Raw genomic sequence first — 14,190 nt, forward strand, 5'->3', positions numbered from 1 at the left:
GCCGCCCACGACAGCGCGAGCGAGGCGAAGAAAGCTATCACGCTACAATCTCTATGGGCAACGGAAATTTTCGCTCGCACCGCCATATCCCGGCCGGTTTATCGGGACCGGTGGTCGAGGCAGTGCGACAAGGGGTAACCGAAGCCCGCCGAAAATGTGCGCGCACCAGATCCGCGACCCCTTTGCGCCGCACCCGGACAGCGATCCGGGTGGCGAGAGTGCAGGTGGAACCCGCCGGAAATGTGGTGGCCCGGAAATCCGGTCCCAATCCACCCTCGTGCGCGCTGGATGCGATCAACACGAGGAAGGCACGAATCCTGAGCAAGATCACCGTCGAACAAGAACCCGGGTTGGCGGACACGCTGCTGACAGCGGAACTCGACTCCACCCACACCACTCCGACATTCGCCGAATTGGGCGTTCGCCCCGAAATCGTGCGCGCTCTCGGCGAGATCGGAATCGAACACACATTCGCCATCCAGGAGTTGACCCTCCCCCTCGCGCTGGCCGGTGACGATCTGATCGGCCAGGCCCGCACCGGTATGGGTAAGACCTTCGGATTCGGCGTACCGCTGCTGCACCGAATTTCCACCGCCGATTCCGGCACCACGGCATTGGACGGCACGCCCCGCGCACTGGTCATCGTGCCGACGCGGGAACTGTGCGTCCAGGTCACCCAGGATCTGGAGAATGTCGGTAAATACCTGAACAATCAGCGGGGCCGGCTGCGCGTCACGTCGATCTACGGCGGACGGCCCTACGACGCGCAGATCGCGGCGCTGCGCGAAGGGGTCGACGTCGTCGTCGGCACTCCGGGCCGTCTGCTGGATCTGGCCGAACAGCAGCATCTGATTCTCGGCAAGGTCGGCGTCCTCGTGCTCGACGAGGCCGACGAAATGCTCGACCTGGGCTTCCTGCCCGATATCGAGCGCATTCTGTCGATGGTTCCCGACCAGCGTCAGACCATGCTGTTCTCGGCGACCATGCCGGGCCCCATCATCACACTGGCCCGGACATTCCTGCACAAGCCCACGCATATCCGGGCCGAGGAACCCTCCGATTCCGCGGTGCACGATCGCACCGCGCAATTCGTCTACCGCGCCCACGCGCTGGACAAGAGCGAATTGGTCGCGCGCATCCTGCAGGCCGAAGGCCGCGGCGCGACCATGATCTTCACCCGCACCAAGCGCACCGCGCAGAAGGTCGCCGACGATCTGGCCGAACGCGGTTTCGCCGTCGGCGCGGTACACGGCGATCTGGGTCAGATCGCGCGTGAGAAGGCGCTGGACAAATTCCGCAAGGGCAAGATCGACGTGCTGGTCGCGACCGATGTCGCCGCCCGCGGTATCGATATCGACGACGTCACCCACGTCGTCAACTACCAGTGCCCGGAGGACGAGAAGACATACGTGCACCGCATCGGCCGCACCGGCCGGGCCGGGCGCACCGGTGTCGCGGTCACCCTGGTCGACTGGGACGAGCTGCATCGCTGGAAGAGCATCGATTCCGCGCTGGGCCTGGGGATGCCCGAGCCGGTGGAAACCTACTCACGCTCCGAGCACCTGCGCAGCGATCTCGGCATTTCGGAGAACGCGACCGGAACCGTGCGGCGCGCACCCGCGCGCGAAACGGATGCGGTCGTGGTGGAGCGGGAGTCACGCCAGCCGCGCAAGCGCAATCGCCGCCGCACCCGCGGTGGTAAGGCGGTCGACGCACCCGAGGGCGCCACGGCCGAGTCGGCCGAGTCCGCGACGGACACCGCGGAAAGCACTGCGGCGCAATCGGTTCCGGCCGAACAGCCCGCGGGCGAAGCCGCCGAGGGCGACAAGCCGGCGCGGCGTCGCCGCCGCCGGCGCCGCAAGCCCGCCGCGGAGGGCGGCGACACCACGGGCGGTGACGCCTCGGCAGACGAGTCCGGTAGTGCGGCGACGGGTGGCGATCAGACTGCCGCATCGGCCTAGTCGCCGGATCGGTTAGTCTCGCTGACGTGCTCGCACCCGAGCGGCGGACGCGCGCCGACCTCTATGCCGCAGTCGCGATCGCCGTTGTCGTGGCGATCGCGGCCGCTGTCGCGTGGTCGACGAGCGACGCGCGCGGCACCGAATCCGATCCCGCGGCCCATCCGGCCTCGGTGGCGCCGGCGGCCGATCGGCTGCCGGACGCCCTCACCGAACGGTGGCAGGCACCCGACGGCGTCTCCGCGCGGGCGCTGACCTCCAGCGGCGTCGCCATCACCGGCGACGGCGGCACCGTCCGCGGTCTCGATGCGACCACCGGGCGAGAGCTCTGGAAATACCAGCGCGATCTGCCCCTGTGCGCGCTGGAGAGCCAGTTCGCCACCGTGATCGCCACCTACCGCGATCCGCGCGGGTGCAGCCAGACCACGATGCTCGGCGCGGAGGACGGGCGCCGGCGCACCGCGCGCAGCAGCTATATGGACTCGCAGGTCCGGCTGTCCACCGACGGCACCTATGCGCTGGCGCAGGGACCACGACGGCTGGAGATGTGGCGTTCGGATCTGGTCCGCACCCTCGAATACGGCTACGTCGACGCGCGGGTGAACCCGCACACGCAACCCCGGCACGACTGCACGCTGCTGTCGGCGGCCTCGGGTGGCAGCCGCCTGGCCGTGCTGGAACGCTGCCCCGACGACGCCGCGGACCGGCTGACGGTGCTGAATCCGGCGCCGAAGGACGCCTCCGCCCCGGAGGAGTACGGCTCGCACGTCCTGACCGAACCCGGTGCGGCGGCCGGCAACGCCCGGGTGATCGCGGTCGCGGACAACCGGATCGCCCTGTATCTACCCGGAACCGACGCCGCCCCACCGGAATTCGCGATCTACGACGCCAACGCGAATTCACTTGCGGTGCACCGTCTCTCCGCGCCGATCGCCGACAACAGTACGGTGACCCGGCTCGGCTCGGCGTATTTCGTGTTCACCGGCAACAGCGTGATCGCCTTGAGCGCGAGCACCTTCGAGCCGCTGTGGACCGCACCGGACGCCCTGGGCGCGCCGGCGATGATGGCGGGCAACGTCCTGGTGCCGGTGGCCGACGGCATCGCGGCCCTCGATCCCGGCAGCGGCGCCCAGCAGAAGCGGATCCCGTTGCGGCGCAGCGACTACCACGGGGAGCCGATCTCACTGGCCGTGAGCGGGCCGGTGGTGCTGGAGTTGCGGGGCGGCCGGCTCCACGGAACCAGCTGAACCCTCGCGTCGATCCGTCCGGCCGGTCGCTCCCGCGGTGCGGCATGATCGGAATCATGAGTGCATCGGACAGGGACTATCGGCTGGTGCTGCTGCGGCACGGCGAGACCGCGTGGTCGGCGGCACGCAAACACACCGGGCGCACCGATATCGCGCTCACCGAACGCGGCGAAGCACAGGCGCGAGCAGCCGGAAAGGTCCTCGCGGATCTGGACCTGAGCGATCCGCTGGTGCTGACCAGCCCCAAGAAGCGTGCCGTGCACAGCGCCGAACTGGCCGGGCTGCCCGATCCGCGGATCGACGACGAACTGGTCGAATGGGATTACGGCGACTACGAGGGCCTGACCACCCCGCAGATCCGCGAAACCGCCCCCGGCTGGACCGTCTTCACCGGCGACGTACCGGGCGGCGAATCCGTCGACGCGGTCGGCGCGCGGGCCGACCGGGTGCTGGAAACCGTCGCGCCCGCGCTGCGCACCCGCGATGTGGTGCTGGTCGGGCACGGACATTTCTCCCGGGTGCTGATCGCGCGCTGGGCCGGTTTCCCGGCCCGGGAGGGACGACGCTTCTTCCTGTCCACCGCCGCGATCAGCGTGCTCGGCCACGATCATCAGGCCGCCACAATTCTGGCGCACAATATCGTGCCGCCCGAGGCCGGCCGATGATCCGCCGCGCCACGCCCGAGGATGTGCCCGCCCTCGTCGAACTGGTCTACGACCTCGCCGAATACGAGAAGGCACGTGAACAGTGCGCGCTGACGGCCGAGAACCTGCACGCCGCGCTGTTCGGTCCCGCGCCGGCGGTGTTCGCCCACGTCGCGACCGTCGATGCGCGGGTCGCCGGATGCGCGATCTGGTTCCTGAACTATTCGACCTGGACCGGTAAGCACGGCATCTACCTGGAAGATCTCTACGTCCGGCCCGAGGCGCGCGGTCGTGGCCTGGGCAAGGCGCTGCTCGCCGAGCTGGCGCGCGAGGCCGTGGCCCACGGCTACACCCGGGTGGATTGGTCGGTGCTGGACTGGAATACGCCCTCGATCGAGTTCTACCGCGGGCTGGGCGCGGTGGCACAGGACGAGTGGACCGGCTTCCGGCTCGCCGGCGACGCGCTCGCGCGGCTCGCCGATTCCGGAAATTCCTGAGAATTTCTCGCGCCGGTGTCGATTCCGCGGCGGGGTGCGCGTCGAAGAGTTGAATGGCTCGAAAGGCGGGCCACCTACTCGGAGGACGAAACCATGTCGCAATATCTGATCCTCATCTACCAGGACGAGCGTGCCGCGGCCGAACCGGAGTCCGGCAGCGCGATGGCGGAGAGCCACCGGCAGTTCGGCGAGGACCACGCGGCGGCGCTGCGCGGCGGAAACGCCTTGCACCGCAGTCACACCGCCACCAGTGTGCGGCCGGACGGCGCCGGCGACTTCGTGATCACCGACGGCCCGTTCGCCGAGACCAAGGAGCAGCTCGGCGGCTACTACCTGGTCGAGGCCGAGGACCTCGACGCCGCGATCGCCATCGCCCGGCGGGTGCCGATGGAATTCGGGGGCGTGGAAGTGCGCCCGATCCTCGAATTGAGCTGAGCCGCACCGTGCTCGACAGCTGCTCCGACCACGGCTCGACCGATCGCGGCGGCCCCGACCGGGTCGCCGCGGCGGTGGCCGACGCGCATCGCCGGGAGTGGGCGTTCGTACTGGCGGCGACCGTGCGGGTGACCCACGACCTCGAACTCGCCGAGGAATGCGTTCAGGACGCGTACGCCCAGGCGTTGATGGTATGGGCCGCGGACGGAATTCCGTCCCGGCCCGCGGCCTGGCTGACCACGGTGGCGCGCAACCGCGCACTGGATCTGCTACGCCGCCGGTCCACCGCGCGCCGGGCGTTGCCGCTGCTTATCGCGGACGAAAAGGCCACCGAGACAGGCGTTTTCGATGCGATCGACCCGTACGACCCACAGTTTCCCGACGACCGTCTGCGACTGATCTGCACCTGCTGCCATCCGGCACTGGCCCCGCAGACCCAGGTCGCGCTGACCCTGCGCCTGGTCTGCGGACTCACGACGGCCGAGGTCGCGCGCGCCTTCCTGGTGGCCGAGCCGACGATGGCCGCGCGGATCACCCGCGCCAAGAAGAAGATCGCCGCCGCCCGGATCCCCTACCGCGTGCCGGGCCCGGCGGAATTGCCCGAGCGCATCGAGGCCGTGCTGGCGGTGGTGCATCTGCTGTTCACCACCGGGCACACCGCACCGTCGGGCGAGGACCTCATCCGCCGCGATCTCACCGAACGCGCCCTCGATCTGGCGCGGATGCTGCACGGTCTGCTGCCCGAGGATCCGGAGATCGCCGGCCTGCTCGCCCTCCTGCTGCTCACCGACGCCCGCCGCGCGGCGCGGGTGACCCCCGAGGGCGCCATGGTCGCGCTGGCCGATCAGGACCGCACGCGCTGGGACCGGGAGGAGATCGGACAGGGCATCGCGCTGGTCCGCTTCGCACTGGGACGGCGGCCGGGCCGCTACGCGCTGCAGGCCGCGATCGCCGCCGTTCACGCCGAGGCGCCCAGTTACGACGCCACCGACTGGCAGGAGATCCGCGGGCTCTACGACGTCCTGAGCCGGATCTGGCCCTCGCCGGTGGTGGCGCTCAACCGGGCCGTCGCGATCGGGATGGCCGGCGATCCCGCCGCCGGTTTCGCCGCGCTCGACGCACTCGCCACCGAACCGCAGCTGGCCGGGTACAGCTATCTCCCCGCCGCCCGCGCGCACTTCCTCGCCGAACTCGGACGGCTCGACGAGGCCCGGCTCGCCTACTCCGAGGCCCTGTTGCTGACCGAGAACGCGGCCGAGCGCGAATTTCTCGACCGCCGCCTGGCCGACCTCGACCGATAGGGTGGACCGATGGAGGTCACCGTTCGTCCCGTGACGGAATCCGAAGTGCCGGAACTGGCCCGGGTACTGGGTCTGGCGTTCGACGACGATCCGATCATGCAGTGGTGCATACCGGCCGGCCGCACCCGGCCCGCCCGCGCGGCGACCATGTTCGGCGCGCTGATCCGGCATCTGTACCTGGCGCACGGGGCGGTCGACGCGGCCTTCGACGAATCGGGCCGGATCGTCGGGGGCGCGGTGTGGTCGCCCCCCGGGCGGTGGGATTCGTCGGGTGGCGATCAGCTGCGGATGCTGCCCGCATTGGCACGTGCCTTCCGATTGCGACTGCTCGCCGTCGGGCGGATGTCGGACCGGATGAGCAAGGCGCATCCGCACGAACCGCACTGGTATCTCGCCATCGTCGGCACCGATCCCGCGGTCCGCGGCAAGGGGTACGGGCACGCCCTGCTGGCGCCGCGGCTGGCGCACTGTGACGAAACCGGCGCGCCCGCCTACCTGGAATCGAGCAAGTTCGCCAATATCGCCTATTACGAGCGCTACGGCTTCGATCTGCGCGGCGAACTCGACGCCACGGGCGGCGGACCGCTGCTGTGGCCGCTGTGGCGTCAGTCGGCGACGTCGTAGGCCTGGGCCATCCAGCGCACCGACGGCGGCGAGAAGATCAAGCCGAGGGTGACGAGGGCGACCAGCCCGACCGGGATGCCGAGTTCGAACCGATGCGAGCTGAGCATGTACCACGCGGCGGGCAGCAGCAGCACCTGCGCGATCACCACGATGGCCCGGCCCCAGCGCTTACCGCGCAACAGGCCGATACCGGCGGCCAGCACCGCGCCGGCCAGGATCACGAACCAGGCGGCGGTGCCGTAGGCCGCTTTCGCGGAGGTGTCCGCCGACGTGATGCCCTGCACCACGAGCACGATCGCGATGATCACCCCGATCAGGCCCTCGAGCGCGGCCAGCGCACCCGCGCCGCGCACCGTGCCGGGAGTCGGGTCGGCCGCGCCGCCGGTGGTGCCGCCGGTGCTCTCACTGTCCGCGTTCTGCTTCGCCACCCGCCCAGCGTAGAACCGCGCGAACCGGGCCTCGCACGCGTGGTCGCCTCCGCGGGCTCCGGTGGCGATCGCTCAGTAGGCTGCTGAGGGTGCGGACGCTGTTGATCGTGAATCCGAATGCCACCTCGACCACTCCGGCCACGCGGGATCTGCTCGCCCACGCGCTGGAGAGCCGCACCCAGCTCATCGTGGCCCACACCCAGCATCGCGGCCACGCCGCCGAATTGGCGCAGTGGGCGACCGATGCCGAGATGGACCTGATCGTGGTGCACGGCGGCGACGGCACGGTCAACGAGACCGTCAACGGATTCCTCCCCCTGCCGAAACAGGCCACGTCCGGGCCGGACTCGGCCGGCGCCGCGGAATCGGCCGCCGCGCAACGTTCGGGCACCTGGATCCCGCGACTGGGGGTGATCCCCGGCGGCTCGGCGAACGTGTTCGCGCGCTCGCTGGGTATCGAAGCGGATCCGGTGGCCGCGACCAATCAGCTCATCGATCTGCTGTCGCTCGACGACGGCGAGGCGCATGCCGGCGATCGCCGGATCGGCCTGATGGTCGCCGACGGCCGCTGGTGCGCGTTCAGCGCGGGCGTCGGGCTGGACGCCGACGTGTGCGAGGCGATCGATCGCAGCCGCGCCGCGGGCCACGCCGCGACCCCGGCCCGTTATCTGCGCACCACGGTCCGGCAATTCTTCCGGGCCAAGCGGCGCGAGCCCGCGATCACCGTGCGTGTTCCCGGACACGAACCGGTGCCGGGCGTGCATTACGCCTTCGTGACGAACACCAGCCCGTGGACGTATCTGGACAACACCCCGGTGCGCACCAATCCCGGAACGACGTTCGAACGCGGACTGGGTGTGTTTGCGATGCGGACGATGAGGGTATTGCCGACACTGTCGGTCGCCAGGCAACTCCTGGCTTCCGACGGAGATCCGAAGGCCCGCAATTTGTTTCGCGTCGACGATGTATCTTCGGTGCGAATCGAGGCCGACGACGAGGTCGGTCTGCAAATCGATGGCGACTTCATCGGCCGGCGCAACGTGGTGGATTTCACCTCGGTGCCGGAGGTGCTCGAAGTAGTCGCTCCCAAGCCGGAATCCAGCCGACACAACTGAGAAACATCGCAGTTGTGCTGCGGAAACCAGCACAAGCGAGTACAAAGGACTCCGCAGGCCCGGCTTTTCAGGGCTTTAGAGCGTGAGCTTCCCCACGGTGCACCCGAAGGCTATTGACATCTACGGTGTTCGTGAAAGCATTCACAAGCAACCGTGCGGAAACATTCGAGACGCACAAGTGAACGGACCACAAACCAGCGGCGCCTTGCGGCGCCCATGCAAAGGAGCAGAGGAATGGACTGGCGCCACAAGGCCATCTGTCGCGACGAGGACCCCGAGCTGTTCTTCCCGGTGGGTAACAGTGGTCCGGCGCTCGCGCAGATTGCCGATGCCAAGCTGGTCTGCGCCCGCTGCCCCGTGACCGCCGACTGCCTGTCCTGGGCCCTGTCCTCCGGACAGGATGCCGGCGTGTGGGGTGGTATGAGCGAAGACGAACGCCGGGCGCTGAAGCGGCGCAACGCCCGCACCCGCACTCGCAGCGTCGTCTGAGACGCGCGGCGTTACCGGCTCGTAGTAAACCGCACAGCCTCGACCGGTAACGCATTTCGGCCCGGCACCGGAAAGGTGCCGGGCTTCACTGTTTTTGTTGCCGGATTGTTTTCCCGCTCTATTTCACATAACCGTCCGACGGCGATTCGGACTTATCCGATTTCCGCGAGTGGCGGTGCTTGCGCGGGACGCTTTCAGCGTGAGTTGCGACGGCCCAGCGGCACCCGCAGCACCGCGTCGGTGCCGATATCGGCGCCCGGATGCAAACCGATCGAGCCCCCGAGTTCCGCGGTGACCAGAGTGCGCACGATCTGCAATCCCAGCCGATCGGAACCCTCCAGGCTGAATCCCTCCGGCAACCCGCGCCCGTCGTCGCTGATGATGACGTCCAGCCAGCGCGCCGAACGCTCGGAACGTATTGTGACAGTTCCGTTTTCGCCGGCATCGAAGGCGTGCTCGATGGCGTTCTGCACCAATTCCGTCAGCACCATCACCAACGGGGTCGCGCGTTCGGCCGAGAAAACTCCCAGCGAACCGTCGCGGCGGACCTTGATGCGGGCGGTGTGCACGGTCGCCACATCGGCCATGATCGGCAGCAGGCGATCCACCACCTCGTCGAGGTCGACCTCCTCGTCCACCGACATCGACAGCATTTCGTGCACGGAGGCGATGGAGGTGACGCGGCGCACCGATTCGGTGAGCGCCACCCGGGCCTCCTCGTTCTCGGTGCGGCGGGCCTGCAGGCGCAGCAGCGCGGCGACGGTCTGCAGGTTGTTCTTCACCCGGTGATGGATCTCGCGGATGGTGGCGTCCTTGGACAGCAGCGCCCGGTCGCGGCGCTTGACCTCCGTGACATCGCGGACCAGCACCGCGACACCCGCCAGTTCACCGTGCGGGCGCAGCACCAGCGTGCGCAGCAGCACCGTCGCACCGCGGGCCTCGACCTCCATCCGCCGCCCCGATTTGCCGGCCAACGCGGCCTGGATGTCGCTGACGACCTCCTGCGCGTCGAACGGATCGGTGATCAGGGAACGGGTCGACTGGGCCAGATCCTGTCCGGCCAATTCGCTCTGCAGGCCCATGCGGTGATACGCCGACAGCGCGTTCGGGCTGGCGTAGACGACCAGGCCGTCGGTGTCGAGACGGATGAAGCCGTCCCCGGCGCGCGGACTGGAATGTGAGCCGGTGCGGTCCTCCAGCGTGGGGAAGGTGCCGTCGGCGATCATCTGGCACAGATCATCGGCGCAGCTCATATAGGCGTGTTCGAGGCTGCCGCGGACCTTCGAGCGCTGCATATCGGTATCGCGGCCGAGCACGGCGATGACATCGGTGCCGCAGCGCACCGGAATACCCTCGCGGATGACTCGTGCGGGGGTCGGGTGGTAGACGCCGGTGGATTCGCCGTCGCCCTCCACGCGCACGATCTCCCCCGAACTCAGGGCCTGGAAGATCTGCGGATGATCCTGGCGGGAGGCCAGCGACCCGACCAGATCGTCGGGCTGAACCGTCGGGGCGGTCGTGGGCCGGCACTGTGCGACACACACCACATCGGCACCGTCGGTCACCGGGCCGATGCCGACCCACAGTTGCAGATCGGCGAACGACAGATCGGCCAGCAGCTGCCAATCCCCCACCACGCGCTGCAGATGATCCACCGCCGCACCGGGGAGATCGGTGTGTTCGGCGAGCAGATCACTAAGAGTGGACACGGAAACAAAGGCTACGGCACGCGCCCGCGGGCCGAAGTCGTGTCGCGGCCGAAGCTACGAGATGACGGCGATCAGATCGCCCTTCTGGAGGACATCGCCGGGTTTCACATTGATCGAGGCCACGGTTCCGTCCGATTCGGCCACCACCGGGATCTCCATCTTCATCGATTCCAGCAGGACCAGGGTGTCACCCTCTTGCACCGCCGCACCCTCCTGCGCGACGATCTGGAAGACGGTCGACACCATCTCCGCGAGCACTTCCTCAGCCATGACACCCTTCCGGTCGATCGGCCCGTATCCGCTGACGGTACAGCCAACCACATCCGTACCGAGAGCGTTCGATCGCTCGAAAGATACCGGGCCGTAGGCGCTGTCGCGCCGGCTATGCGGTGGCGCTCACCGTGACCCAGGTGTTGTTGACCGCGGCCGTGCCGGACAGCGGGTCGACCAGCGCCGGGTCGTGGAGGAGGTTGACATTGGCGCCCGGGAGGGAGGCGGCGACCCGCCAGCCCACGCCGGCTTCGCGGTGGCCCCAGCCGTGCGGGATCGCGACCGTGCCGGGGCGGATATCGTCGCCGACCTCGAGGGTCACCACGATCGAACCGCTCGGCGAGGAGACGGTGACCGGTTCGCCGTCGGTCAGCCCGCGCGCGCCGGCGTCGACGGGATGCATGAGCACGGTGCAGCGATCGCGGCCCTTCACCATGGCCGGGACGTTGTGCAACCAGGAGTTGTTGCTGCGCAGGTGGCGCCGGCCGATCAGGCGCAGATCGTATCCGTCGGCCGCGGTGCGCGGCGTGGCCGGCAGATCGGCGAGCAGCTTCGCGACCTCGGCACGGAAGTCCTGCGGCGCCAACCGGACCTTGCGGTCGCGAGTGCCGATCAGCGTGCGCAGGCGCGGGCGCAGCGGTCCGAGATCCACACCGCCCGCGGAAGCGCGCAGCTTGGTGATCGTCAGGCCCGCCCGGCCGCGGCGCAGCACGCCGTACGGACCGGCCGCGATGCCCAGGGCCGCCAACCGCAGGGGCGAGAGTCGTTCGAATACCGCGTTGAGCGCCTTGCCGGTGAGGCGTCGCGCGGGCAGCGGCACCACCTCGGTGACCAGCCGGGCCATGATCTGCCAGTCCTCGAGCCCGTCGGCCGGCGGCTCGAAAACCTTGGCGTCGTAGCGCAGGTTGTTGCGCACACTGAACACCGGGAACAGCAGATTGACGTCCTCGCGCTCGAGCTGGGACACCGGCGGCAGGATGATGTCGGCGTGCCGGGTGGTCTCGGTGACGTACATGTCCACGGCCACAAAGAAATCCAGCGATTCCAGCGCCGCGTCGAGGCGCCCGCGCTGCGGCGTCGACAGCACCGGATTGCCGGCGTAGGTGACCATCGCCCGGATCTGCCCGCGGCCCTCGGTGAGAATTTCGTCGGCCAGCGCCGCCACCGGCAGTTCGGATCGGAAGGACTTGTAGCGGCCCGACCGATCGGTCCACGCCCCGTGACCCATCGGCAGGTACTTGGCGTACCGGGCGGCGTCGACCGGCGCGGTCGCGAACATCTGGCCGCCCGCCCGGTCCAGATTGCCGGTCACCGCGTTGATCGTGTTCACCAGCCAGTGCGTGAGCGTGCCGGTCACCTGCTGACACACCCCGATCCGCGCGTAGAGCACGGCCGAGCGGGCCGCGGCATGGTCGCGCGCGAAACCGCGGATGGTCTCGGCGTCGACACCGGCGTGCGGGGCCGCGAGTTCGGGAGTGCACTGCGCGACGGTCTCGCGCAGCTCTTCCCAGCCCGAACAGCGCGCGCGCACCGCCCGCTCGTCGCACAGCTTCTCGTCGATCAGCACATGGAGCACGGCCAGCAGCAGATAGACGTCCCCACCGGGGACGACCGCGATGTGCTGGTCGGCCAGCCGCGCGGTCTCGGTGCGGCGTGGGTCGATCACCACGACCGTGCCGCCGCGCTCCCGCACCCGCTTGATGCGCTGTTTGGCGTTCGGCATGGTGGTCACCGACCCGTTCGACACGGCCGGATTGGCCCCCAGGATCACCAGCCGGTCGGTGCGATCGATATCGGCGACCGGCATCAGGACATTGGATCCGAACATCCGCCAGGCCGCGAACTCCTGCGGGAACTGATCGATCGACGAGGCGGAGAAGAAGTTGCGGGTCAGCAGCGCCACCCGCAGCAGCACGCCGTACAGCACCGAAGAACTATGTGCCGCAGGGTTTCCCAGATACATGCCGATCGCGCTCGGACCGTGTTCGGAGCGGATCCCGCGCAGCCGCTGCCCGATCTCCCGGAACGCCTCGTCCCATCCGATCGGCTCGAACCGATCGCCGACTCGGCGTACCGGCGTGCGGAGCCGGTCCGGGTCGTGGTGCAGTGCACCCATCGCCGTGGCCTTGGGACAGATATATCCCTGGGACAGCACATCGTCGGGATCTCCCTCGATCCGGACGACGCGGTCGTCCTCGACGGTGACCCGAATTCCGCAGTGCGCCTCACACAGGGTGCACTGCCGAGAAACAATGCGAGTATCCATGGCACATCCTCTCAGCGCGGCATCTCGCAGCGTACCGGCGCCCACGGCATCGGTACAGCCCCGCCGGATCGGCCGCTACCGCCCGCGGATCTCGTAGAGCAGGGTGCGGCCGTCGCGGACGACCGTGCGCACGGATTGCCGGTAGGTCGTGTGACCGCCGTCGGGCCGGTACTCCTCGATATCCACATCGAACAGCTCCGGCTCGCGTGTGGTGATGTGGACGCAGTACGTGGTCCCGACCGGGATCACGGTGTCGATCGCCTGCTGCAGCCCCACAGCGGGAGCGACGTTGACGGTATCCGGCGCGACGAAGGCCTGGGCGCGCTCGCCGCTGCGCTCGGTGTAGTACGAATATTCGAATCCCAGAATCGAATTCGGCCCGTCGGTGACGCCACCGGCGCCGTTGCCCACCACGATGCCGTCGTGCGCCTCCGCTGGGCAGGCCGACGTCTGCGGCCCAGAAGCGGGGGCGGACGTTTCGGCGGAGCCGGCCGGAGCGGAGGTCGTCGAGGTCACGATCGCGGCGGCGGTACCCGGTTCCTTTCGCGTGGCCGTGACGGCCAGCGCGATTCCGCCACCGGCCAGCGCGAGGACGACGACTGCAGCCGATGCGGCGATCCACCATTTACGGCCACGAGGCCGGCGCGGCGGACGAGTGGCCGGGCCCAGTGCGAGCTGGATGGCATCGGGATCGATCGCCCATTCCGGCGACTCGGGCGGGCGCCGGACGATCCGCGGCGGCGAGGACGCGGGACGCGAATCCCGCAGCGGAGGCGGCTGCGGCGGACGGGGCGGCGAATACCAATCGGCGGAGCCCACCGGCGGCCCGAACGGTTGCGGCGCGTGCCCGGGCGGCCGGTTGGATTCAGAACTCATCACATCCCTCACGCCCGCTGCTGTCCCGCGGGGAAGACGATGCCAGCACTTGCCCCGGCGCACAACCGGAAGCCACTCCCAGCAATGGGAGGCGCTACTTGCAATTCACGAGCGATCTTGGTTATCGAACCGACTCGGGCGCGTTCACGGCAATCATGCGGATAACGCATCGGCTATGACACTGCCGAACCGAAATAATGCGCAATAGCTATTACCGTACGGAAGGGTGCGGACGGCTCGGTGGCGCCGCCGGAATCTGCGCCGGCGGTCGCGGTCCCGGTTCGACGGAGTTCTCGCCATTCATCGCGGCGGTTGTGGCCATTGTTCGAAG

General features: G+C 68.9%; 14 protein-coding genes. 9 read left to right on the plus strand and 5 right to left on the minus strand.

All coding sequences use genetic code 11. The features are described from left to right. The first annotated feature begins 350 nt into the window (after nt 1-350). The 7 genes from IG65_RS0117505 (at nt 351) to IG65_RS0117535 (ending at nt 6,706) form a co-directional block, all read left to right on the plus strand. Complete coding sequence (locus tag IG65_RS0117505) at nt 351-1,961, plus strand: DEAD/DEAH box helicase (RefSeq protein ID WP_197039867.1); 1,611 nt, start codon at nt 351-353, stop codon at nt 1,959-1,961. A 26-nt stretch (nt 1,962-1,987) separates the two neighbouring features. Further along, a complete protein-coding gene (locus IG65_RS0117510) occupies nt 1,988-3,205 on the plus strand; it encodes a PQQ-binding-like beta-propeller repeat protein (protein WP_030515997.1) in 1,218 nt (405 codons plus the stop codon). Between the two features lie 56 nt (nt 3,206-3,261). Then, complete coding sequence (locus IG65_RS0117515) at nt 3,262-3,870, plus strand: acid phosphatase (RefSeq protein WP_030515998.1); 609 nt, start codon at nt 3,262-3,264, stop codon at nt 3,868-3,870. Further along, nucleotides 3,867-4,346, plus strand: a complete 480-nt coding sequence (locus IG65_RS0117520) for a GNAT family N-acetyltransferase (RefSeq protein ID WP_030515999.1) — start codon at nt 3,867-3,869, stop codon at nt 4,344-4,346. Before IG65_RS0117515 ends, IG65_RS0117520 begins: the two co-directional genes overlap by 4 nt. Nucleotides 4,347-4,439: 93 nt before the next feature. After that, nucleotides 4,440-4,781, plus strand: a complete 342-nt coding sequence (locus IG65_RS0117525) for a YciI family protein (protein ID WP_030516000.1) — start codon at nt 4,440-4,442, stop codon at nt 4,779-4,781. A gap of 8 nt (nt 4,782-4,789) precedes the next feature. After that, the gene (locus tag IG65_RS0117530) at nt 4,790-6,082 is read left to right on the plus strand and encodes an RNA polymerase sigma factor (RefSeq protein WP_051756339.1); all 1,293 of its coding nucleotides are present in this window, start codon (nt 4,790-4,792) and stop codon (nt 6,080-6,082) included. 30 nt (nt 6,083-6,112) lie between these two features. Further along, nucleotides 6,113-6,706, plus strand: a complete 594-nt coding sequence (locus IG65_RS0117535; RefSeq protein WP_231509261.1) for an N-acetyltransferase — start codon at nt 6,113-6,115, stop codon at nt 6,704-6,706. On the opposite strand, the gene IG65_RS0117540 is transcribed toward IG65_RS0117535, so the two are convergent. Then, a complete protein-coding gene (locus IG65_RS0117540) occupies nt 6,688-7,134 on the minus strand; it encodes a hypothetical protein (RefSeq protein WP_369801557.1) in 447 nt (148 codons plus the stop codon). The two genes, IG65_RS0117535 and IG65_RS0117540, sit on opposite strands and share 19 nt — an antisense overlap. 89 nt (nt 7,135-7,223) lie before the next feature. On the opposite strand from IG65_RS0117540, the gene IG65_RS0117545 reads away from it, so the two are divergent. Together IG65_RS0117545 and IG65_RS0117550 are read left to right on the plus strand one after the other, a co-directional pair. Beyond that, nucleotides 7,224-8,249 (plus strand): diacylglycerol kinase family protein, encoded by a 1,026-nt coding sequence (locus IG65_RS0117545; RefSeq protein WP_030516004.1) that lies wholly within the window; start codon nt 7,224-7,226, stop codon nt 8,247-8,249. Between the two features lie 234 nt (nt 8,250-8,483). Further along, on the plus strand, nt 8,484-8,738 hold the full coding sequence (locus tag IG65_RS0117550; RefSeq protein WP_030516005.1) for a WhiB family transcriptional regulator: 255 nt from the start codon (nt 8,484-8,486) through the stop codon (nt 8,736-8,738). Nucleotides 8,739-8,932: 194 nt separating this feature from the next. Here IG65_RS0117550 and IG65_RS0117555 read toward each other — a convergent pair whose 3' ends face one another. The 4 genes from IG65_RS0117555 to IG65_RS0117570 all read right to left on the minus strand — a co-directional run bounded on the left by IG65_RS0117555 (nt 8,933) and on the right by IG65_RS0117570 (nt 13,859). Continuing rightward, nucleotides 8,933-10,447: a sensor histidine kinase gene (locus tag IG65_RS0117555; protein ID WP_030516006.1), complete on the minus strand. Its 1,515-nt coding sequence runs from the start codon at nt 10,445-10,447 to the stop codon at nt 8,933-8,935. A 54-nt stretch (nt 10,448-10,501) separates the two neighbouring features. Beyond that, the gene (locus tag IG65_RS0117560; protein WP_030516007.1) at nt 10,502-10,717 is read right to left on the minus strand and encodes a biotin/lipoyl-binding carrier protein; all 216 of its coding nucleotides are present in this window, start codon (nt 10,715-10,717) and stop codon (nt 10,502-10,504) included. 112 nt (nt 10,718-10,829) lie between these two features. Continuing rightward, entirely contained in the window at nt 10,830-12,983 is a 2,154-nt protein-coding gene (locus IG65_RS0117565; RefSeq protein ID WP_030516008.1) for a molybdopterin oxidoreductase family protein, read from the minus strand. Between the two features lie 75 nt (nt 12,984-13,058). Further along, a complete protein-coding gene (locus tag IG65_RS0117570; RefSeq protein ID WP_156055665.1) occupies nt 13,059-13,859 on the minus strand; it encodes a hypothetical protein in 801 nt (266 codons plus the stop codon). Nucleotides 13,860-14,190: the final 331 nt, after the last annotated feature.

The sequence above is a fragment of the Nocardia sp. NRRL WC-3656 genome (genome assembly GCF_000720265.1).
Classification (GTDB): domain Bacteria; phylum Actinomycetota; class Actinomycetes; order Mycobacteriales; family Mycobacteriaceae; genus Nocardia; species Nocardia nova.

Excerpts from the sequence above, each read along its gene's own strand:
- IG65_RS0117570 (WP_156055665.1), bottom strand. The coding sequence starts at position 13,859 with ATGAGTTCTGAATCCAACCGGCCGCCCGGGCACGCGCCGCAACCGTTC.
- IG65_RS0117520 (WP_030515999.1), top strand. The coding sequence starts at position 3,867 with ATGATCCGCCGCGCCACGCCCGAGGATGTGCCCGCCCTCGTCGAACTG.
- IG65_RS0117515 (WP_030515998.1), top strand. The coding sequence starts at position 3,262 with ATGAGTGCATCGGACAGGGACTATCGGCTGGTGCTGCTGCGGCACGGC.
- IG65_RS0117565 (WP_030516008.1), bottom strand. The coding sequence starts at position 12,983 with ATGGATACTCGCATTGTTTCTCGGCAGTGCACCCTGTGTGAGGCGCAC.
- IG65_RS0117525 (WP_030516000.1), top strand. The coding sequence starts at position 4,440 with ATGTCGCAATATCTGATCCTCATCTACCAGGACGAGCGTGCCGCGGCC.
- IG65_RS0117550 (WP_030516005.1), top strand. The coding sequence starts at position 8,484 with ATGGACTGGCGCCACAAGGCCATCTGTCGCGACGAGGACCCCGAGCTG.
- IG65_RS0117560 (WP_030516007.1), bottom strand. The coding sequence starts at position 10,717 with ATGGCTGAGGAAGTGCTCGCGGAGATGGTGTCGACCGTCTTCCAGATC.